This window comes from Kitasatospora phosalacinea (assembly GCF_000717185.1).
Classification (GTDB): Bacteria; Actinomycetota; Actinomycetes; order Streptomycetales; family Streptomycetaceae; genus Kitasatospora; species Kitasatospora phosalacinea_A.
The window spans coordinates 1-19,045 of the sequence record NZ_JNYE01000064.1 but is presented as its reverse complement, the minus strand read 5'-3'; the positions used below and the strand labels follow the sequence as shown (position 1 = coordinate 19,045).

Below are 19,045 nucleotides of genomic sequence, written 5' to 3'. Positions count from 1 at the left end.
CTGCGGGGGTTCCGCCGTGCTGTCAGGCGGGGAGCAGGAAGAGTTCGTCGGTGTAGCACCAGGCCCAGTGCTCGCCGGGCTGGAGCGACCGGGCGACGGGGTGGCCGTCGGCGGCGTGGGCGTGACGGTGGGCGTGCTGCCGGGGGGAGCTGTCGCAGCAGCCGACGTGTCCGCAGCTGAGGCACGCGCGCAGGTGCACCCAGGTGCTGCCCTCCCGCAGGCAGTCCTCGCAGCCGGTGCTCGAAGGGGCGGGCGCTTCCCGGATTCCGTCCAGGTGGTGGCAGACCGGCTGGACGACGAGTCCCCGGTCGACCGCGACGCGCCATGCAGGTCGGTCGTTCACACCGCCCACGGTACCCGGCTACCGCGGCCGGTCGGGCCCGTCGGAGGCGGCTGCGTCCCGGCCGCCGGCGCCGAGCAGGCCGGTGGCGCGGAAGGGGTGGTGGTCGGCGATGCGCGGCACCTCGGTGCGGGACAGGCGGGTGACCAGCGGCGGCAGGGCGGCGCGGACGGGCTGGACGGCGCGCAGCCAGCCGGGGACGTAGACGGCCGGGGAGCGCCGTTCGACGGCCTTCACCAGCCGGGCCGCCACGGTGGGCGCCGGGTACACCTTGCGGGCGGGGCGGGGCATGTGCGCGCGCAGCTCCCGCAGGACGGTGTGCCGGTCGGCGTCGCGGACCATGTCGGTGTCGATCCAGTTCAGGTAGGCGATGCCGACCCCGACGTGCCGGTGGGCGAGTTCGGCCTGCAGGGCGTGCGCGAACGCTTCGACGCCCGCCTTGGAGGCGCAGTACGCGCTCATCATCGGCGAGGTGCCCATCGCCGCCAGGGAGGCGACCTGCAGGTGGTAGCCGTGGGTGGCGAGCAGGTCGGGCAGGAAGGCGCGGGCGCTGATCGCGCTGCCGGTGAGGTTGACCTCGACCACCCGCCGCCAGGTGGCGGGGTCGGATCCGGTGAACGGCCCGCCCTCGGCCACCCCGGCGTTGGCGACGAGCACCGACGGCGTGCCCAGTTGCTCCCGCACCCCGGCGGCCGCACGGTCCATCGCCGCGTCGTCGGTGACGTCGACCTCCCAGCAGCCGCTCCGCCCGGGCAGGGACCGGGCGACCTGCTCCAGCGCCGGCCCGTTGAGCCCGAGCAGCGCCACGGTCGCACCCCGCTCCGACAGGGCGGCGGACAGGGCCGCGCCCAGGCCGCGGGCGGCACCGGTCACCACGACGACCCGGCCCGCCAGGGGCGACACGCCCTTCCCGCCCGTCGGTGGTGTGCGCAGCGGATCGTCAGGTGGTCTCACGGCGCTGCTTCATCTCGGATTCGGCGATGTGCGCGCGGCCGCCGCCCAGGGCGGCGCGGACCTGCCGCTCGACCTCGGTGAAGCGCCGGTGGTAGCCGTCGTCGTACGCCTCGACGATCTGGAACGTCCACATGCCCGGCAGGACGTCCGCTCCCTGGACCTCGCGGGCGACCAGGTCGGCCTGCTCACCGTGCCCGGCCTCCCGCAGCCGGCGCACCGCCTCGCCGACCGTCCGGTCCGCGCCGCCGGTGAGCTGGTGGAAGTCGTACAGGCTCCCGCGGGCCCGCTGGGTGGTCTCCAGTGCCTCGGACAGCAGTCCCAGCGCCTCGACCGTCGCGTCGTCCGTGCCCGGTGGCCGCCCGTGCCGCCGGGGCTCCCGGGCTTCTTCCTGCGTACCGTCAGCCATCCCACTGCCCGCCTTCCTCCCGCGCTCCGCGGGTCCGGGTCCGTCGACCGGCCCCGCCGCGTCTGCCCGGCGGCGGGCGGGTCACACGCGAACACCGCGGCGGGGCCGCTCGGGGGTGAATCGTGTGCCGCGGGCGACTGGATCCCCGGGAGAGGGGATAGACGGAGAGGATGCCCTGCGCCGCTGGTGCGCGACGTCTCCGGGACGCCCGGACGGGATGTGCACCGGAACCCGACGGGAAAGCGAGCCCGATGTCCTCCGTACCACTGCCGACGTCCGCGGGGGGCCGAACCTCCCCGCGCCGAACCGCCCCGCCCGGGCGGGCCGACCGATCCGGCGTGCCCCGTTCCCCGGCCGGGGGGCACGGCTCCCCCGGCGGCGCGGGGGCGGCGCGGTGAGGCGCACCGTGCCGCCGTCCGATCACGTGGTCGTCGTCGGGGCGGGTCTGGCCGGGTTGTCCGCGGCCTGCCACCTGGTCGGCGCGGGGCGGCGGGTGACGGTGGTCGAGCGGGACGCGGGGCCCGGCGGGCGCGCGGGGCGGATCCGGCGCGGCGGGTACCTCTTCGACACCGGGCCGACCGTGCTGACCATGCCCGACCTGGCCGACGAGGCGTTCGCGGCGGTCGGCACCTCGCTGCGCGCGCACGTGGACCTGCTGCCGCTGCACCCCGCCTACCGGGCCCGGTTCGCCGACGGCAGCACGCTGGACGTGCACACCGACGCGCAGGCGATGGAGGCGGAGGTGGCGCGCTTCGCGGGGGCCCGGGAGGCCGCGGGCTACCGGGAGCTGCGCCGCTGGCTGGTCCGGCTCCACCGGGCGCAGATGCGGCGCTTCATCGACGCCAACTTCGATTCGCCGTGGCAGTTGCTCACCCCGGACCTGGTGCGACTGGCCGCGCTGGGCGGGTTCGGTCGGCTCGCTCCGCGGATCGGGCGGCACCTGCGCGACGAGCGGTTGCAGCGGGTCTTCTCGTTCCAGTCGCTGTACGCGGGGGTGGCGCCGGCCCGGGCGCTGGCCGCCTACGCGGTCATCGCCTACATGGACACGGTGGCCGGGGTGTGGTTCCCCCGCGGCGGCATGCACGAGCTGCCCCGGGCGCTGGCCGGTGCCGCCGCGGCGGCGGGGGCCGCGTTCCGCTACGGGAGCACCGCGGTGGGGCTGGAGCGGAGCGGGGGCCGGGTCACGGCCGTGGTCACGGACCGCGGGCGGATCGCCTGCGACGCGGTCGTCCTGACCCCCGACCTGCCGGTGGCGCACCGGCTGCTGGGGCGGGCGCCGCGGCGGGCGGTGCCGTTGCGGTTCTCGCCGTCGGCGGTGGTGCTGCACCTGGGGACCGACCGGACGTGGCCGGAGCTGGCCCACCACACCCTGTCGTTCGGCCACGCCTGGGAGCGGACGTTCGACGAACTGACCCGCACCGGCCGCCTGATGACGGACCCTTCGCTGCTGGTCACCCGCCCGACCGGCACGGATCCGTCGGCGGCCCCGGCCGGGCGGCACACCCACTACGTGCTGGCCCCGGTGCCCAACACCGTCATCGGTCCGGACGCCGCGGCCTGGGGCGACCTGGCGCCCCGCTACCGCGACCGCCTGCTCGACACCCTGGAGCGGCGCGGGCTGACCGGGATCGGCGCGGCCGTGGAGGAGGAGTGCCTGGTGACCCCGGCGGACTGGACCGCCCTGGGGCACGCGGCCGGCACGCCGTTCTCCGCGGCCCACACCTTCGCGCAGACGGGCCCGTTCCGGCCGCGCAACCTGGTGCGGGGCCTGGAGAACGTGGTGCTGGCCGGGTGCGGCACCACCCCCGGGGTCGGCGTCCCGACCGTGCTGATCAGCGGGAAGCTCGCCGCCGCCCGGATCACCGGCGCGACGCGTCCGGCCCCCGCGCGACGCCGCGCGCCCGCGGCCCCCGCCCCGCCGCCCGGCACCGGCGCGACGCCGGTCCCGTCCTCGACCGCAGGAGTGCTGCATGACGGCCCGTGAACTGGACGCCGCGGGGATCACCGCCCCCGACCTGCGGGCGGCGTACACCGCCTGCCGCGAGCTCAACGCCCGGCACGGCCGCACCTACTTCCTGGCGACCCGGATGCTGCCGCCGGAGCGCCGGTGCGCGGTCCACGCGCTGTACGGCTTCGCCCGCTGGGCGGACGACATCGTCGACGGGCTGGACCGGCGCGAGACGCCCGCCGAGCGCGACCGGCTGCTGGGGGTGCTGGAGCGGGACCTCGCCGAGGGCCTGCGGCGCGGCGGCGCGGACGAGCCGGTGGTGCGGGCGGTCGCGGACACCGCGGGGCGGTACGGCATCGCCCCGGTGCTGTTCACCGACTTCATGGCCTCGATGCGCGCCGACCTCACCGTCACCGACTACCCGACCTACCGGGACCTGTACGGCTACATGCACGGCTCGGCGGCGGTGATCGGCCTGCAGATGCTGCCCGTCCTGGGCACGGTGACGGGCCGCGCCGAGGCCGAGCCGTACGCGGCCGCCCTCGGGGTGGCGTTCCAGTTGACCAACTTCCTGCGCGACGTGGGCGAGGACCTGGACCGCGGCCGGGTGTACCTGCCGGCCGACCTGCTCTCGGCCCACGGGGTGGACCGGCCGCTGCTGGAGTGGAGCCGCCGCACGGGCCGGGACGACGCCCGCATCCGGGCCGCGCTGGTGGCCGCCGCCGCGCTGACCCGCGACGTCTACCGGGAGGCCGAGCCGGGCATCGCGATGCTGGAGCCCCGGGTGCGGCCCTGCATCCGGACGGCCTTCCTGCTGTACGGCGGCATCCTCGACGCGATCGCCGAGGGCGGCTACCCGGTGCTGCACCGGCGGGCGGTGGTGCCGGTGCGCCGGAGGGCGGCCGTCGCCGCGTCGGGGCTGGTCCGCGTCGCGGCGGCCAGGGTGCGGGCCCCGGCCCGGAGCGGGCCCCCGCCCGGGCCTCCTGCCGGGCCCGCTGCCGGGCCTGCGCGCCGTCGGCGGGCGGGCCGGAGGGCGGCGCGGTGAGCGCCCCGTCCCGCTGGAGGTCGCCGTTGCGGCTGCGCCGGGGTGCGGGCTGGGCGCGGCAGGAGCCGTCGTGGCGGGCGGCGAGACCCGCGCTGATCGCCGCCGCGCTGGAGCGGGCCGGGGCCCGGCCCTCGGGGAACTGGTTCGCCGTCGGCGCTGCCGGGGAGGTCGCCGTCGGCGGTCGGCCGAGCGGGCGGCTGGTGGCCGGTACGGAGGTGGTGCTGTGGCGGGACGCCGCGGGTGCGCTGCGGGCCGGGCCGGGGGTCTGCCCGCACCTGGGCGCGCCGCTGAAGGACGGCCGGGTGGTGTGCGGCACGCTGGTCTGCCGCTGGCACGGGCTGGCCCTGGACGGCGGTGCGGCGGCCGGGTGGGAGCCCTATCCGGTGCACGAGGACGGGGTGCTGGCCTGGGTGCGGCTGGACGCGGCGGGCGGCGAGGAGCCCACCGGGCGGCCGGTGGCGGTGCCGCGGCCCGGGCTGCGGGGGGCGCTCGCGGCGGTGTACACGGGGCTGGGCCGCTGCGAGCCCGAGGACGTGGTGGCCAACCGGTTGGACCCGTGGCACGGCTCCTGGTTCCACCCCTACGCGTTCGCGGACCTGGCGGTTCGGGAGGTCCCGGACGGCACCGGGGAGGACGGGTTCGTGGTGGACGTGTCGTTCCGGGTGGCCGGGCGGCTGGTGGTGCCGGTGCGCGCGGTCTTCACCGCGCCCGGGCCGCGCACGGTCGTCATGCGCATCGTCGAGGGCGAGGGGGCGGGGTCGGTGGTGGAGACCCACGCCACCCCGCTGACCGGCCCGGCCTCCCCCGCGCCGCGCACGGCGGTGGTGGAGGCGGTCGTCGCCCGTTCCGGGCGGCGCGGTTTCGCGGCGGCCCGGGCGCTCGCCCCGGTCCTGCGGCCGCTGGTGCGCCGCACCGCGGGCCGGCTGTGGCGCGACGACCTGGCCTACGCGGAGCGCCGCTGGGCGCTGCGCAGCACCGGCCGCTTCCCGGGCTGACGGGGCCCGGTCGGTCAGCGGGCCGCCCGGCGGGCCAGGGCGCGCAGCGGGCGGGAGCGGCCGGCCCGGGGCACCGTCCACAGGGTCTGGCCGGTGACGCCCCAGCGGGCGAGCAGGGTGTTGGCGGCCTGGAAGCCGGTGGTGGCGGCGCGTTCCATCAGGGCGACGGGCAGGTCGGTGCGGACGAGGTCCCCGGCGAGGACGACGGCGGGGTGCGGGGTGGTGACGCCGGGGCGGCGCGACCAGCCGCCGACCGGGAAGACCGGGCAGTCCTGGCGCCATTCGTGGCGGACGTCCACCGTCCGGGCGTCGCGGGTCTCCGGGTAGACCTCGTGCAGCCGGGCCGCCGTCCGTTCCTGGACCTCCTTCGGTTCGGCGTCCGCGGCCACGGCGTAGGCGTGCAGTTCGACCACGGACCCGCCGGTGCGGGCGGACCAGCGGGCCGCTTCGCCCTCCCAGCGCTCCAGCACGCTGACGTTGTCCAGTCCGTCGTAGCCGCTGGTGCCCAGGAAGCCCGGCCGGTCGGCGGCGACCGGCCGGTCCAGCCATAGCCGGGAGACCAGGAAGGGCGGTGCGGTGCGCAGCGCGGCGATGTCGGCGCGCCAGGCCGGGTCGCCCAGGTCCGCGGAGTTCGCGACGAGGCTGCGCAGGCCGGCCGGGTCCAGGGCGAGGACCACGGCCCGGTGGCGTTCGGTGCCCCGGCCGGGGGAGGTCACTTCGAGGTCCCCGTCGGGCAGCGGCCGGACCGCGTCGACGGCGGAGCCGGTGCGCAGGTCGACGCCGAGGGCGGTCAGGTAGGCGGCCAGCGGCTCCCACAGGGCTTGCGGGTAGGGCTCGGTGGGGACGTCGAAGAGCAGTCCTTCGGAGGAGCCGAGGAAGTAGATGTGGAACATCAGCAGCAGTTCGGCGGCGGACAGCTCGCGCGGGTCGGTGAAGAAGCTGCGGGAGAACACTTCGAAGGCGAGGTGGCGGGCGGCCTCGGGGAAGTTGATCCGCTCCAGCAGGTCGTGCGCGCTGGTGGTGTCGTGGCGCTCGAAGACCTCGGGGAGGCGGACGTCCAGCAGCGGGAGGGCGGCCCGGGCGTCCAGGGCGGCGAGGTCGCGCAGGCCGAAGGTGGGGCTGAGGGCGACGAAGCCGGCGGCGCTGAACGGCGGGGTGCGCGGCACCCGGGCGAAGCTGTCGGTCGTTCCGGAGCGTTGGCGCAGGGGGTAGTCGGGCAGGCCGACCAGCCGGGTGAGGCCGGGGTCGGTGCGCCGCAGCAGGCCGCGCAGGTTGTAGTACTGGCGGAAGAAGGCGTGGAAGCCGCGGCTCATGGTCGCGGTCGATCCGTCGGCGAGTCGGGTGCTCCAGCCCGCGACCCGCCCGCCCAGCACGGGTTCCCGTTCGTGGAGGACCACGTCGATGCCGCGTTCGGCGAGGGCGGTCGCGGCGGCCAGGCCGGCGATCCCGCCGCCCACGACGGCCACCCGGGGCGGTTCGGCGCCGGGGAAGCGGGCGTGGCCCGGAGCGGCGGGCAGCACTTCGGCCCGGCGGTCCCGCCCGTGCCGGGCGCGGGGGTGCGGGCGGCTCACGCGTGCGCCGCCGTGCGGTGCGCGGCGTGGTCGCGGTGGTGCCGGGGCGTGGTCAACGGTGGTCCTCACGGGTGGGCGGTACGGGTGCGGGGCGGGTGCCGGGCGCGGCCCGGCGGGGCAGCAGCGGCAGTTCGGCGGCCGACCGCAGCATGGGGCCGACGGGGCAGCGCAGGCCGATGCGGAGTTCCTCGCGGAGGGTGCTCGCGCCGTCCAGGAAGCGCAGCACCTGTTCGGCGGGGGTGCGGCGGAACAGGTAGGTGAAGAAGCGGGGCCCGTCGACGCGGCCGGTGTCCAGGGCGCGCAGCAGGACGGCGTCCATGGCCAGGGCCCGTCGGCGGTGGGGGGCGGGGGCCGGGGCGGGGCGGTGCGGCGCGGCCGGTCGGCCGAGGGCCTCGGTGATGGCGCGGCTCTGGCGCTGGACGGCGGCGAAGGTGTAGCCGGTGGCGGGGCGGGTGGCGCCGCCGGCCGTGCCGATGTGCACGTGCGCGGGGGCGGTGCGGCGGGGGAAGCGGCCGTCCGTCATCGGGATGGCGCCCTGCTCGACGTCCTCCACGGTGAATCCGCCCAGGCCCAGGACCTCTCCGGTGTAGGCGCGCAGGGCGCGCTCGTACGCGGGGGCGGTCAGCGGGTGCCGGGAGAACTCGGTGTACTCCACCAGGGCGCGGTCGGGGGCCAGCGGCAGGACGTACCCGAAGGCGAGGCCGTGGGCGGGCTGCGGAACGCGGAAGTCCATGAGGTCCGCCGCGGCCGGGTCGAAGCGCGGGCGGTCGGTGCGCACGAACCAGCCCCGGAAGTGCTGCAGCAGGGCGGTCCGGGCCAGCGGGGGCCGGGCGGGCGGCCTGGAGTCGAAGACGTACCGGGCGTCGAGGGTGAGCGGTCGGCCGTCCGGGTCGGCGGCGTGCACGCGGGCGCCGGGCCGGCCGTCGGGCCGCTCCTGCACGTGCCGGACCGTGGCGCGCAGGACCCTGGCCCGGGGGTGGGCGGCGAGGCGGCCGTGGACCAGTTCCTCGAAGGCGGTGGAGCGCAGCATCCGGTAGCGCAGGGGGGCGGGTGCCGCTTCGACGGCGTCGCCGTCCGGGCCGGTGATCCGCAGCCGGGACCACTGGGCGGTGACGGCCGCCTCGTACGCCCCGGGGCCGTCGTCCCAGAAGCACCAGGTCCGGGGGGCCGGGCGCAGCGGGCCTTCCGGTGCCTCGACGACGGTCACGTCGAACCGGGGGGCGCCGTCGGCCCCTTCCGGGTCGTGCCTGACCAGGGAGTCGGCCAGGCTGAGTCCGGCGGCTCCCCCGCCGATGATCACCAGGGCGAGGGGCGCGGTCTGCGCGGTGCCTCTCAACTCGCTTCCGCCTTCCGGCTCCGGACGGGGTGCGCCGTGGGCGTCGGGACTCCGCTGGTGGGGTGTCACGGTGGTGGTCCCAGCCTGGCACCCGGGCCCGGGTGCGGCCGGGTCATTCGTCGGGACATGCCGCCGTGTCCGCTGTCCGGCGGACCCGGCGGACTCTGCGGACCCGGCGCGGGCCGGTCGCGGCGAGGGTCGAAGCGGGGGTCGCCTCCTGCCCGGACGGTGCGGGGCGGGAGCCGACTTTGCACCCGGGCGCTGCCGGGTGGACCGTGGGAGGTGGAAGCGCACCGGCACGCCACGAGACTCGGGACCCCCGGGAGGACACCATGTCCGTCAGCCACTCCGTTCCCGCTTCGGCCCAGTTGCCCGGCCACTCCGTGCCGGTCGAGACCCCTGAGTGCGAGGCCTCGACCACGCACGGCATCTCCACCCCCGAGGCGGTGGAACTGCACACGGCCTGGCCCGGCTGGGTCCCCCTGCTGGTCATCATGGTGATGGTCGTCTGCTGCATCGGCTTCGCGCTCGGGCGGATCTTCGCCTGAGGGTGCTCCTGAGGGGCTGCCGTCCGGCGCCCCGGCGGGCCAGGCTGGTCAGCAGTGCCTGTGGCCGCGGTAGTGCCACCGGGTCGGGTCGCCGGGGTCGGCCTCGTAGGCGGCCCGGGGGCCGGTCCGGTCCCCGGGGACGACGAGGCAGGCGCCCTCGGCGAGTTCGTCGGGCGTCCAGCCCGCGACGTCCAGGAGCTGGCCGTCGAACGGGCCGCCGTGGAGTTCGAGGTAGGTGCCCCCCGGGGTCGGCCGCCTGCGCGGTGCGGAGCCGTAGACGGTGCGCCATCCGTCGTACTGCCGGTTCATGCGGTGTTCCTTGTCCTGAGCCACGAGGTCCCCCTCCTGCGGTTCCGGTCCTGCCGGTGCGGAACTCTACGCCCGCCGCCCCCCGGCGTCCACGAACCTCCGCTCCGGGATCCGTGCCCGCACCTGCGACGATGCGCCGGTCGTCCACCGGTGGCGGCGGGCGACCGGCGGACGCGGCGGGCACGGGCGGGAGCCCGGTCAGCGGGGGCGGTCGGCGAGGGTGCGGGCCGCGGCGGCGATCGCGTCGCGGGAGATCCCGGCGGCGTGCAGGAGTTCCTCGGTGGTGCCGGAGCCGGGGAGGCCGGTGGCGGCGAGGTGGGTGACGGCGGGGTGGGCGTCGGCGGCGGCGAGGGCGGAGAGGACGGCTTCGCCGATGCCGCCCTCGGGGTGGTGGTCCTCGGCCACCACCAGGGCTCCGGTCTCGCGGGCGGCCCTCAGCAGGGCCTCGGTGTCGAGGGGTTTGACCGAGTAGAGGTCGAGGACGCGGACGGGGACGCCGTCCTCGGCCAGCCGGTCGGCGGCGGCCAGGCACTCGTGCAGGGTCACTCCGGCGCCGACCAGGGTGACCCGGTCGTCCGGGCCGTGGCGCAGGGTCTTGGAGCCGCCGACCGGGAACTCCTCCTCGGGCCCGTACAGCACCGGGTAGGCGCCGCGGGTGGTGCGCAGGTAGGAGATGCCGGGCAGGTCGGCCATGGCGGTGGTGAGGGCGGCGGTGGCGGTGGCGTCGGCCGGGTAGAGGACGGTGGAGCCGCGGACGGCGCGCATCATGGCGAGGTCCTCCAGGCCCATCTGGGAGGGCCCGTCGGCGCCGATCTCCACGCCGGTGTGGGTGCCGCACAGGGACATGGTGATCTGGGAGACGGCGGCCATCCGGATGAAGTCGTGGGCGCGGGTGAGGAAGGCGGCGAAGGTGGTCGCGTAGGGCCGGAAGCCCCGGACGGCCATGCCGACGGCGGTGGCGACCATCTGCTGTTCGGCGATGTAGCTCTGGAAGTACCGGGCGGGGTGGGCCTTCGCGAAGTCCTCGGCGTGGGTGGAGTTGCCGACCTCGGCGTCCAGGGCGACCACGTCGGGGCGGGCGCCGAGGGCGGCGAGCGTCCTGCCGTAGGCGACCCGGGTGGCGACCTTCTCGCCGGGTTCGAAGCGCGGCGGTTCGACCTCGGGGGCGCGGACCTTGAGGGCGGGGCTGCCGTGCGGGGGCTGCGGGCCGCGCACCCGCAGGTCGCGCTCCCCGCCCAGTTCGGCGACGGCGCGTTCGGCGAGGTCCTCGGGCAGCGGCTTGCCGTGCCAGCCCTCCTGGTCGGCGACCTCGGCGACGCCCCGGCCCTTGACGGTGCGGGCGACGATGACGGTGGGCGCGGTGCCGTCGGCGGCCGTGGTCAGGGCCCGGTCGACGGCGTCCAGGTCGTGGCCGTCGACCACCAGGGCGCGGCAGCCGAACGCCTCGACCCGGCGGGCGTAGGCGTCGGTGTCCCACTGGAGTTCGGTGGGGCCGCTCTGGCCGAGGCGGTTGACGTCGATGATCGCGGTGAAGTTGCCGAGCCGGTGGCGGCCCGCCTTGTCCAGGGCCTCCCAGACGGAGCCCTCGGTGGTCTCGCTGTCCCCGCACAGCACCCACACCCGGAAGTCGCGGCGCTCCAGGTCGCGGCCGGCCAGCGCGATGCCCACGGCGCAGGCGACGCCCTGGCCGAGCGAGCCGGTGGCCAGGTCGACCCAGGGCAGTTCGGGGGTGGGGTGGCCCTGGAGGCGGTGGCCGAAGCGCCGGTAGGTGGTCATCAGCTCCTCGTCGCCGATCGCGCCCGCGGCCTTGAACATCGCGTACAGCAGCAGGGAGGCGTGGCCCTTGGAGAACACCAGGTGGTCGGCGTCCGGGTTGTCGGGCGCCTCCCAGTCGTAGCGCAGGTGGCGGGTCATCAGCACGGCCATCAGGTCGGCGGCGGACAGGCTGGAGGTGGGGTGCCCGGACCCGGCCGAGGTGCTGGCCCGGACGGCGTCGACGCGCAGCTGCTGCGCGAGGTCGTGGAGCCGGGCGGGTTCGGTGTCGGGGCCGAGGAGGGACTGGGTGGTCATGTCGGGCGGGCCTCTCTGGCTGGTCGGTCTCGGGAACGGGGACGGGGACGGGAGCGGGGACGGGCGGCGGGCCGGGGCGCGCCTACCCGCTGCGGCCGGGCCGACGCACGGACCGGGCGGCCGACCGGCTCCTCGGGACGGGGCCGGGTGTCGAACGGGTCGGGGTGGGTAGAGGTGGGAGGAAGTCGAGGAGGTGATGGAGATGGCAGCGACCACTGTGGTCCGGCGCCCCGCGACCCCGCGACCGCGTCCCCCGCTCGACCTGCGTACCCCCTCCGGCCGCCCGATGCCCTACTGAACCCGCCGTCCGGCGGAGGCCGGAGGACGGGACCGCGGGCACGGCGTCCGGGCCTTTCGCTTGCCCTCGGGGTGGCGGTGGCGCGCGCGCCCCGGTGGGCGTCCCGGTTTCCGGGGTTGGGGATGCAGGCAGCCGTTCGCACTCGTAGCGTTGAACGAGGGGGCGCCACCCGATCGGGTGGTGAAATCCAGACGAGGAGGCACATCTGATGCTTACTCAGTTCCGGACCGAAACGGCTCCGGCGTCACGCACCGCGACGTCGACCGAGGCCGCCGCCTTGGCGAGCCTGATGCTGGAGGACGAGGCCGTCGTGTCCGACGCGCCCACGTACTCCCCCGAGGCGGTGGGTGGTGGACTCCTGGTGCTGGGGCTGCTGCTGTCGCCGAAGCCCCCGAAGGAGAGGCCGACCCGGTAGTCGGGGCGGTTCGATCACGGCGGCTTGATCACCGGGCCGGTCCGCCGCGCGGGCCGGCCCGGTGCCGCACCCCGGTACCGCGTCCCGGTACCGCACCAGGAGGGACTCCGCAGATGCCGTTCGCCGAGACACCGCTGCGCGACGAGTACGCCGCCGCCGTCGAACGGGTGGCGCGCCTGACGCTCGACGCCCTCCGGGACGGCGCTCCCGCCGCCCCCCTCGCGCAGGAGCCGGTCGCGACCGCGCCCCGACCGCTGCTGGCGGCGGTCCGGGTCCTCGGCGCCGACCTCTTCGCCCCCCGGTTGCTCGCCGGGGCCGGGCCGGACGGGCCCACCGCCGCGCTGCTGGCCGAGGCCCGGCGGGTGCTCCCGGCTCCGCTGGCGCCGTCCGCGGAGGCGGCCCGGGTGGTCGAGTGGCAGGACTGGGCCGCCGGGCAGCTGCTCGCCCGCACCCCGTACGGGAGCGCGGTGCCGTGGCCGCCGGTGCTGCCCGGGCCGGAGGAGGTGGGCTGGCGGGCCTGGTCGGTGCGGATGGCGCAGCTGTCCGGGCTGGCGCTGCCCGGGCTCGACGGGCCGGTGCACGAGGGCGCCCGGGCGCACGCCCTGGAGCTGGCCCGCGGCACCGTCCGCTCGCTGCTGCGCCACGACCTCACCACCGCCGCCCGGCTGGTCCGCTGGGTCGCCTGGACCGGGGCCGAGGGCCTGGCGCCGCGGCTGGAGGTCGGGCCCGTGCTGGAGCGGATCCGGCTGGCCGGGGACGGCAGCGCCCGCACCGGGCTGGGCCTCGCCGTCGCCCGCCGCCTGTCCGAGCGCTCCGGAGGTCCCGGGGGCTCCGGGGGCGACCGGCGCCCCGAAGGTGACGGGCGCTCCGAGGGTGACGGGAGGCGGGCCGCATGATCGACACCCAGGTCCTCGCCAGTGCGCAGCGGCTCGGCTCCCGCGCGCTGTCCTGGCTGCACGCCGCGCACCGCGACGGCCTCGGCCGGATCCCGGACAACACCCTGATCGACTTCGGCGACGCCGACAACGCGTACAAGCCGCTCGGCGAGGTCGCGCTCGCCACCTCGCTGGTCCTGCGCGACGGCGTCAGCGGCCCCGCCGACTCCCGGGCCGCGCGCGAGCTGCTGGACGGCTGCTGGGCGCAGCTGCGCGAGGGCGACCTGCTGTACGAGCGCCAGTTGCACCACTTCACCATGACCGACCCGCTGGAGACCTACGGCCACTTCGCCCGGGCCGGGTACCGGCACCCGCCGCTGGAGGAGCTGCTCGACTCGCTCAGCCGCCTGCGGGCCTCGGACGCCGAGGAGATCCGGGCCAACCGGCGCCTGGGCGTCGCCAACGCCCGGCGGGTCGTCGGGCTCGACCACCGGCCGGACTGGGAGGCGCTGGCCCGCGGCACCTGGCTCGGCGCCCGGCCGGAGCCGTGGGCGGTGAACTGGATGACCGGTTACGACATCACCCACACCGTCTTCCACCTGACCGACTGGGGCGCCCGCCCGGAGGGCCTGCCCGGGCCGATGCGCGACTACGTCCGGGACTGGCTGCCCGTCTGGCTGGACGTCTGGGTGGAGGTCGGGCAGTGGGACCTCGTCGCGGAGCTGCTGGTGGTCGACGCCTGCTTCGGCGAGCCGACCACCGGGCGGCAGGGCTGGGACGCGCTGGCGGCCGTCCAGCACGAGGACGGGCTGCTGCCGCGCGACAGCGATCCGGTGGACGTGGACGGGGACCGCGAACGGGTGTTCCTGGACCACCAGCACACCGCGGTCGTCGCGGTGGTGGCCGGTGACGTCACGCTCGCCCGGGCGCTGCGGGCGACGGCGGGCGAGTGAGCGGGTGAGCGGCGTGGAGGCCGCGGTCGCCGCGGCGGTGCGGGCGGCCGCGGCCTCGTCCGCGACCGCCGTGGTGGTGGCCGTGGCGGTCGGCGACCGGGAGCAGGTGCGGTGCTTCGGGCGGACGGGGCGGGGGCGGGCGGCGGCGTGCACGCCGGACACCGTCTTCGAACTCGGCTCGGTCAGCAAGACGTTCACCGCACTGCTGCTCGCCGCGATGGCGGCGGGCGGCGAACTCGCCCTGACCGACCCGGTGGAGCGCCTGCTGCCCGCCGACTGGCCCGCGGTGGCCGTCCGCTCCGGCGGGCCGGTGCGGCTGCTGCATCTGGCCACCCACACCTCGGGCCTCCCCCGGCTGCCGCCGGGGCTGCTCGCGTCGGCCCTGCCCGCCTGGGGCGGCAACCCGTACGCGGCCTTCGGCGAGGAGGAGCTGCGGGCCGCCCTGGCCCGGACCACCGTGCGGGCCGCTCCCGGCAGCCGGTACCGGTACTCCAACTACGGGGTCGGGCTGCTCGGGCGGGCGCTGGCGGAGCGCGCCGGGCTGCCGTACGGCGAGCTGCTCGCGCGGCGGGTGCTGTCGCCGCTGGGGCTGGGCGCCACGACCTGCGCCCCGGACGCACCCGGGCGGGCGGTCGGGCACCGGCACGGGCGCGCGCTGCCGCCCTGGCGGATCCCCGGCCTGCCGGGGGCGGGCGCGGTCCGGGCGAGCGGCGCCGACCTGCTGCGCTACCTGCGGGCCCACCTGGACGGCCACCCCGCCGGGCTGGCGGCCGCCCTGCGGGAGGTCCGGCGGCCGCGGCTGCGGCTGCCGGGCTCCGGCGACGAGCTGTGCCTGGTGTGGAACCGGCGCGGCTCGGGCGGGCGGGAGCTGTACTTCCACTCCGGCGGCACCCGGGGCTTCACCGCCTTCGCCGGGTTCTCGCCGCAGGAGTCGGTCGCGGTGGCGGCACTGGCCAACGCCGGGCCGGTGCTGAACGGGCACTTCGTCCAGGCGGGGTACGAGGTGCTGCGGGCCGCGGGGCGGCGGGCCTGAAGCGGCCGGGCCCGGGCAGACGGGCACGTGGGAAGTCCGCGCTGGAGTGGAGGCGAGCACATGGCACCGATCGGTGGGCCGGAACGGCCGGAGGGGTTTCCCGAGCAGGGCTTCCCTGCGGAGGGGTTCCCCGCGGAGCAGGACGGGGTCGGGGCGGAGCTGGCCCGGATCGCCGCCGAGGCGGAGGAACCGGACGGCGGGTCGCGGGGCGGGACGGCGCGCCGGATGCGCGTGCTGGCGCGGCGGTTGGGCGGTGGCCTGGGCCGGGGCGGCCGTCGGCTCGGGACGGGTTCCCGCAACGGGCTGCGGGCGCTGACGGAGCGGCTGCTGGACGCGGCCCCGCGGATCCCGGTGCGGGACCTGGCGACGCTCCGGGCCCAGCACCCCGGGGCCCGGACCCCGGAGGAGCTGGCGGACCTGCTGACCGCCGGGGCAGTGCGGGCCTCGACGGCGGTCGGCGCGAGCGCCGGGACGGTGGCGGTGATGCCGCTGCCGCTGGTGATGCCGGTCGAGCTGGCGTCCGAGCTGCTGGCGTCCGCGGCGATCGAGCTGAAGCTGGTCGCCGAGCTGTACGCGGTCTACGGCCAGGCGCCGGACGGGTCGGCCCGGCAGCGCTCGTACGCGTACCTGGCGGTGTGGAGCGAGGGCCGCGGCCTGGACCTGTCCCGTCCGGGGACGCTGCTGGCGCTGAACCGGAGCGCGGCGCTGCGCCGGCAGGTGGGCAGGCGGCTGACCCGTTCGGGGCTGCGCAAGCTCCCGTCCCTGGCTCCGCTGCTGGCCGGTGCGGTGCTCGGGGCGCGGGTCAGCCGCACGGACACCCTGCGGCTGGCCACGACCGTCCGGCGGGACCTGCGCGGGCGCGGGCCCGGCGTCCCCGGCTACTGGGACGCTGCCGCCGGGGCCTGAGCGGACGGCCGGTCCGGTCCCGGTCCGGCCGTCAGTCGCGGTGGGCGCAGTCCTCGGCCTCCGCCAGGTAGCGGGCCACCGGACCCAGGGTCAGCAGTCCGCTGGCCGCGCCCGCGTGTTCGGCCCGGGCGGGGCGCAGGGCCGTCGCGGCGCGGGCGGCGGCGCCGGGTTCGCCGAGGCGGGCGGCGGCGCGGGCGGTGAGGGACCAGAGCGCCTCCTGCAGGTGGTCGTGGGGCGGTTCGGGGGCGGCGGCGAGGGCGGCGCGGGCCTCTTCGTCGCGGTGCCGGGCGAGCAGCACGAGGGGCTGCGTCCAGGGGCGGTAGGGACCCCAGTCGAGGGCGGGGTCGGTGGGGGCGGGCCGGTCGTGCAGGAGGCGCAGGCCCAGCAGGGCGAGGGCGAACAGGCCGCGGTGCAGGCCCGGCATGGCCGCCGTCGCGGCGAGGGCGTCCTCGGCGGCGCGGTAGCGGGCCGCGGCGGTGGCGGCGGTCGGTCCGCCGGGTTCGGCGCTTCGGGCGGCCGTGGCACTGGCCCGGTACCAGGCGGTGAGGACGGGGACGAGGGAGGCCTCGGTGGTGGCGGCAAGCCGTTCCGCGGCCTCGGCGTGCGCGGTCGCGGCGTCGTGGTCGCCGCGGGCGGAGGCGGACTGCAGGCGGACGAGGTGCCCCAGCACGGCGAAGTTCGGCAGGTCGTGGCGGGTGGCGAGGTCGAGGATCTCGGCGCCGGTCGCGTCCCGGGCGGCCGCGAGGCCGGGTCGGGCGAAGGTCTGGAGGAGGACGCCGTTGAGGGCGAACGCCAGCAGGGCGGGGTCGTCCAGGCTCCGGGCCAGCGCCTCGGCCTCGCGGGCGGCGCGGGCGGCGCGCGCCCCGGCGGCGCTGTCGGCCAGGTCGGCGCTGCGGCTCTCGACCGCGACGGTGGCCAGCAGGCGGGCGCGCAGGTCGGCGGGCCCCGCGGGGCCGAGGGCGGCGAGGCTCCGTTCGGCGGCTTCGACGACGGCGCGGGACTGCCCGGGGTCGTCGGCCCGGCTCCAGAGGGCGGGCACGTCGTAGGCACCGATGACGCGGGCGGTCAGGGCGGCGTCCCCGGTGCGCTCCGCGGCCAGGACGGCGGCGAGGCGGTCGCGCCGCGAGTGGGCCAGGGCGTCGCCGCCCGCCAGGGCCAGGGTGCGGGCGAGTTCGACGGTGGTGCGCGGGCCGAGCCGGACGCCGGTGGTCCACGTGGTGGGCGGGGGCGGGGGCGGGGGTTGCGGGGTGTCCTGGAGGATGTCGGTCTCCAGGCGGCGGAGGTCGGCGCCCGGGTCGAGGCCGAGCCGGTCCGCGAGCATGGTGCGGGCGCGGCGGAGGGTGGCCAGCGCGTCCGCCTGGCGGCCGGCCCGGTGCAGGGCGCGGGCCAGCAGCCCCCAGGCCGGTTCGCGCCAGGGGTGCTCGGCGACGTGGGCGCCGAGTTCGGCGACGAGTTCGGCCCCCGTACCGGAGTCGAGCAGGATGCGGGCGCGCAGTTCCGTCGCCTCCAGGCGCAGTTCCTCCAGCCTGGTGCGCTCGCGCCGGGCCCAGGCGGCGTCGGTGACGTCGGCGTAGGCCGGGCCGCGCCAGGCGGCGCGGGCCGCGTCGAGGTCGGCCAGCGCGTCGGGGGTGCGGCGGGCCCGGGCCAGGGCGTCCTCGAAGCGGTGCACGTCGACGGCGTCGCGCGGCAGGCGCAGGGCGTAGCCGGGACCTTCGGTGACCAGGAGGCGCGGCGGGGTGCGGGGCGGCCGCTCGGGTTCGAGGGCGCGGCGCAGCGCGGCGACGAAGGTGCGCAGTGCGCCGACGGCGCGTACCGGCGGGTCGGTCCACAGGTCGTCGACGAGGGTGTCGGTGGCGACCATCCGGCCGTCGGCGGCGACGAGCCGGGCGAGGACCTCGCGGTGGCGCGGTCCGCCGAGGTCGACGGGGGTGCCGTCGTCGTGGAGGGCCCGCACGGCGCCGAGCACGTCGATTCGCATGTCCCCCATCTTCCGGGGCCGGGACCCGCGGCGTCGAAGCGTGCTGATCGGCTGCTGATCGCCGTCGGCCACGCTGGTCGCACCAGTCCCCGGACCGACGCTCCCGCCGGTCCGCCGACCCCAGGAGAGGGGCCTTCCATGACGCTCACCGTTCCCGGTTTCGACCGCGTCCGCCTGCCCGGCGCGGACGGGGTGGAGCTGTTCGCCGCCGTCGGCGGCAACGGCGGCGGCAGCCCGGTCGTGCTGCTGCACGGCTTCCCGCAGACCCACCTGATGTGGCGGCACGCCGCCGTCCGGCTCGCCGAGCGGCACACGGTGGTCTGCCCCGACCTGCGCGGCTACGGCGCCAGCGACAAGCCGGTGGCCACCGGCCCCGAGGTGTACTCCAAGCGCGCCATGGCCGCGGACGTGGTCGCGCTGGCCGCGGCGCTCGGCCACGAGCGCTTCGCCCTCGTCGGCCACGACCGGGGCGCCCTGGTCGCCTTCCGGGCCGCCCTGGACCACCCGGAGACGATCACCCACCTGGGCGTCCTCGACGTCGTGCCGACGCTGGACACCTGGGACGTGCTGCGGGGCGTCCGGGCGGCGGTCGGCTACCACCTGTACCTGATGGCGCAGCCGCCCGGGCTGCCGGAGACGATGATCGCCAACAGTGCGGACGTGTTCTTCGGCTCGTTCCTGGACGCCTGGGCGGGCGACCCCGCCGCGATGCCGCCGGACGTGCGGGCGGAGTACCTGCGGGCGAGCGCCGCGGCGGTGCCGTCGATCGTCGCGGACTACCGGGCCTCGGCGGGCATCGACGTCACGCACGACCGGGCGGACCTGGACGCCGGGTCGCAACTGGCCATGCCCGTGACGGTCCTCCAGCAGGACTGGGGCAGCCAACTGGGCTACGACGCGGCCGGGGGTCTGGCGGGCGTGGGCACCGGACCTGGAGCACCGGCTGACCGGCGCGGGGCACTTCATGGCCGAGGAGGCGCCCGACGAGGTCGCGGGGGCGATCCGCGACCTGCTGCTCCGCTGAGCCCTGCGGCGGCTTGCGGGGCGGCGGCGGGAGGGAGGGAG

General features: G+C 77.5%; 17 protein-coding genes and 1 pseudogene. 10 read left to right on the top strand and 8 right to left on the bottom strand.

Annotated features, from left to right (window positions below):
* Positions 1 to 22: 22 nt before the first annotated feature.
* The 3 genes from OO57_RS24945 to OO57_RS24935 form a co-directional block, all read right to left on the bottom strand.
* Entirely contained in the window at positions 23 to 274 is a 252-nt protein-coding gene (locus OO57_RS24945; protein WP_033254905.1) for a UBP-type zinc finger domain-containing protein, read from the bottom strand.
* Between the two features lie 87 nt (positions 275 to 361).
* Positions 362 to 1,243 (bottom strand): SDR family oxidoreductase, encoded by an 882-nt coding sequence (locus OO57_RS24940; RefSeq protein WP_033254880.1) that lies wholly within the window; start codon positions 1,241 to 1,243, stop codon positions 362 to 364.
* A gap of 37 nt (positions 1,244 to 1,280) precedes the next feature.
* Positions 1,281 to 1,700 (bottom strand): hypothetical protein, encoded by a 420-nt coding sequence (locus OO57_RS24935; protein WP_051778211.1) that lies wholly within the window; start codon positions 1,698 to 1,700, stop codon positions 1,281 to 1,283.
* A 394-nt stretch (positions 1,701 to 2,094) separates the two neighbouring features.
* Between OO57_RS24935 and crtI the strand changes: the two genes are divergently transcribed.
* Genes crtI through OO57_RS24920 form a run of 3 tightly spaced genes read left to right on the top strand, consistent with a single transcriptional unit; the run spans position 2,095 to position 5,688 of the window.
* Positions 2,095 to 3,684 carry a phytoene desaturase family protein gene (gene crtI, locus OO57_RS24930; protein WP_106974100.1) on the top strand — a complete coding sequence of 530 codons (1,590 nt, stop codon included), beginning with the start codon at positions 2,095 to 2,097 and terminating at the stop codon, positions 3,682 to 3,684.
* Positions 3,671 to 4,693, top strand: coding sequence for a phytoene/squalene synthase family protein (locus OO57_RS24925; RefSeq protein WP_033254879.1), 1,023 nt, complete (start codon positions 3,671 to 3,673; stop codon positions 4,691 to 4,693). Before crtI ends, OO57_RS24925 begins: the two co-directional genes overlap by 14 nt.
* On the top strand, positions 4,690 to 5,688 hold the full coding sequence (locus tag OO57_RS24920) for a DUF5914 domain-containing protein (protein ID WP_033254878.1): 999 nt from the start codon (positions 4,690 to 4,692) through the stop codon (positions 5,686 to 5,688). Before OO57_RS24925 ends, OO57_RS24920 begins: the two co-directional genes overlap by 4 nt.
* Positions 5,689 to 5,702: 14 nt before the next feature.
* Here OO57_RS24920 and OO57_RS24915 read toward each other — a convergent pair whose 3' ends face one another.
* Positions 5,703 to 7,259: an FAD-dependent oxidoreductase gene (locus tag OO57_RS24915; RefSeq protein ID WP_033254877.1), complete on the bottom strand. Its 1,557-nt coding sequence runs from the start codon at positions 7,257 to 7,259 to the stop codon at positions 5,703 to 5,705.
* Positions 7,260 to 7,311: 52 nt separating this feature from the next.
* A complete protein-coding gene (locus OO57_RS24910; RefSeq protein WP_051778210.1) occupies positions 7,312 to 8,595 on the bottom strand; it encodes a lycopene cyclase family protein in 1,284 nt (427 codons plus the stop codon).
* A 332-nt stretch (positions 8,596 to 8,927) separates the two neighbouring features.
* Between OO57_RS24910 and OO57_RS24905 the strand changes: the two genes are divergently transcribed.
* Positions 8,928 to 9,143, top strand: coding sequence for a DUF6480 family protein (locus tag OO57_RS24905; RefSeq protein ID WP_033254876.1), 216 nt, complete (start codon positions 8,928 to 8,930; stop codon positions 9,141 to 9,143).
* 48 nt (positions 9,144 to 9,191) lie between these two features.
* On the opposite strand, the gene OO57_RS24900 is transcribed toward OO57_RS24905, so the two are convergent.
* Positions 9,192 to 9,452 carry a hypothetical protein gene (locus tag OO57_RS24900; RefSeq protein WP_033254875.1) on the bottom strand — a complete coding sequence of 87 codons (261 nt, stop codon included), beginning with the start codon at positions 9,450 to 9,452 and terminating at the stop codon, positions 9,192 to 9,194.
* A 198-nt stretch (positions 9,453 to 9,650) separates the two neighbouring features.
* A complete protein-coding gene (locus OO57_RS24895; protein WP_033254874.1) occupies positions 9,651 to 11,522 on the bottom strand; it encodes a transketolase in 1,872 nt (623 codons plus the stop codon).
* Between the two features lie 506 nt (positions 11,523 to 12,028).
* Between OO57_RS24895 and OO57_RS24890 the strand changes: the two genes are divergently transcribed.
* From OO57_RS24890 to OO57_RS24870, 5 genes are all read left to right on the top strand, one after another.
* Positions 12,029 to 12,235, top strand: coding sequence for a hypothetical protein (locus OO57_RS24890; protein WP_033254873.1), 207 nt, complete (start codon positions 12,029 to 12,031; stop codon positions 12,233 to 12,235).
* Between the two features lie 113 nt (positions 12,236 to 12,348).
* Positions 12,349 to 13,131, top strand: a complete 783-nt coding sequence (locus tag OO57_RS24885; protein ID WP_051778209.1) for a hypothetical protein — start codon at positions 12,349 to 12,351, stop codon at positions 13,129 to 13,131.
* Positions 13,128 to 14,063, top strand: a complete 936-nt coding sequence (locus OO57_RS24880) for a DUF6895 family protein (protein ID WP_033254872.1) — start codon at positions 13,128 to 13,130, stop codon at positions 14,061 to 14,063. Before OO57_RS24885 ends, OO57_RS24880 begins: the two co-directional genes overlap by 4 nt.
* Positions 14,064 to 14,067: 4 nt before the next feature.
* Positions 14,068 to 15,096 (top strand): serine hydrolase domain-containing protein, encoded by a 1,029-nt coding sequence (locus tag OO57_RS24875; protein WP_199811319.1) that lies wholly within the window; start codon positions 14,068 to 14,070, stop codon positions 15,094 to 15,096.
* Positions 15,097 to 15,156: 60 nt separating this feature from the next.
* Entirely contained in the window at positions 15,157 to 16,002 is an 846-nt protein-coding gene (locus tag OO57_RS24870; RefSeq protein ID WP_051778208.1) for a hypothetical protein, read from the top strand.
* Positions 16,003 to 16,033: 31 nt separating this feature from the next.
* On the opposite strand, the gene OO57_RS24865 is transcribed toward OO57_RS24870, so the two are convergent.
* Complete coding sequence (locus tag OO57_RS24865) at positions 16,034 to 17,980, bottom strand: AfsR/SARP family transcriptional regulator (RefSeq protein WP_033254871.1); 1,947 nt, start codon at positions 17,978 to 17,980, stop codon at positions 16,034 to 16,036.
* Positions 17,981 to 18,118: 138 nt separating this feature from the next.
* On the opposite strand from OO57_RS24865, the pseudogene OO57_RS38615 reads away from it, so the two are divergent.
* Positions 18,119 to 19,004: pseudogene (locus OO57_RS38615) on the top strand (alpha/beta fold hydrolase).
* Positions 19,005 to 19,045 lie beyond the last annotated feature (41 nt).

Excerpts from the sequence above, each read along its gene's own strand:
- OO57_RS24885 (WP_051778209.1), top strand. The coding sequence starts at position 12,349 with ATGCCGTTCGCCGAGACACCGCTGCGCGACGAGTACGCCGCCGCCGTC.
- OO57_RS24890 (WP_033254873.1), top strand. The coding sequence starts at position 12,029 with ATGCTTACTCAGTTCCGGACCGAAACGGCTCCGGCGTCACGCACCGCG.
- OO57_RS24925 (WP_033254879.1), top strand. The coding sequence starts at position 3,671 with ATGACGGCCCGTGAACTGGACGCCGCGGGGATCACCGCCCCCGACCTG.
- OO57_RS24905 (WP_033254876.1), top strand. The coding sequence starts at position 8,928 with ATGTCCGTCAGCCACTCCGTTCCCGCTTCGGCCCAGTTGCCCGGCCAC.
- OO57_RS24865 (WP_033254871.1), bottom strand. The coding sequence starts at position 17,980 with ATGCGAATCGACGTGCTCGGCGCCGTGCGGGCCCTCCACGACGACGGC.
- OO57_RS24870 (WP_051778208.1), top strand. The coding sequence starts at position 15,157 with ATGGCACCGATCGGTGGGCCGGAACGGCCGGAGGGGTTTCCCGAGCAG.
- OO57_RS24895 (WP_033254874.1), bottom strand. The coding sequence starts at position 11,522 with ATGACCACCCAGTCCCTCCTCGGCCCCGACACCGAACCCGCCCGGCTC.
- OO57_RS24880 (WP_033254872.1), top strand. The coding sequence starts at position 13,128 with ATGATCGACACCCAGGTCCTCGCCAGTGCGCAGCGGCTCGGCTCCCGC.
- OO57_RS24900 (WP_033254875.1), bottom strand. The coding sequence starts at position 9,452 with ATGAACCGGCAGTACGACGGATGGCGCACCGTCTACGGCTCCGCACCG.
- OO57_RS24935 (WP_051778211.1), bottom strand. The coding sequence starts at position 1,700 with ATGGCTGACGGTACGCAGGAAGAAGCCCGGGAGCCCCGGCGGCACGGG.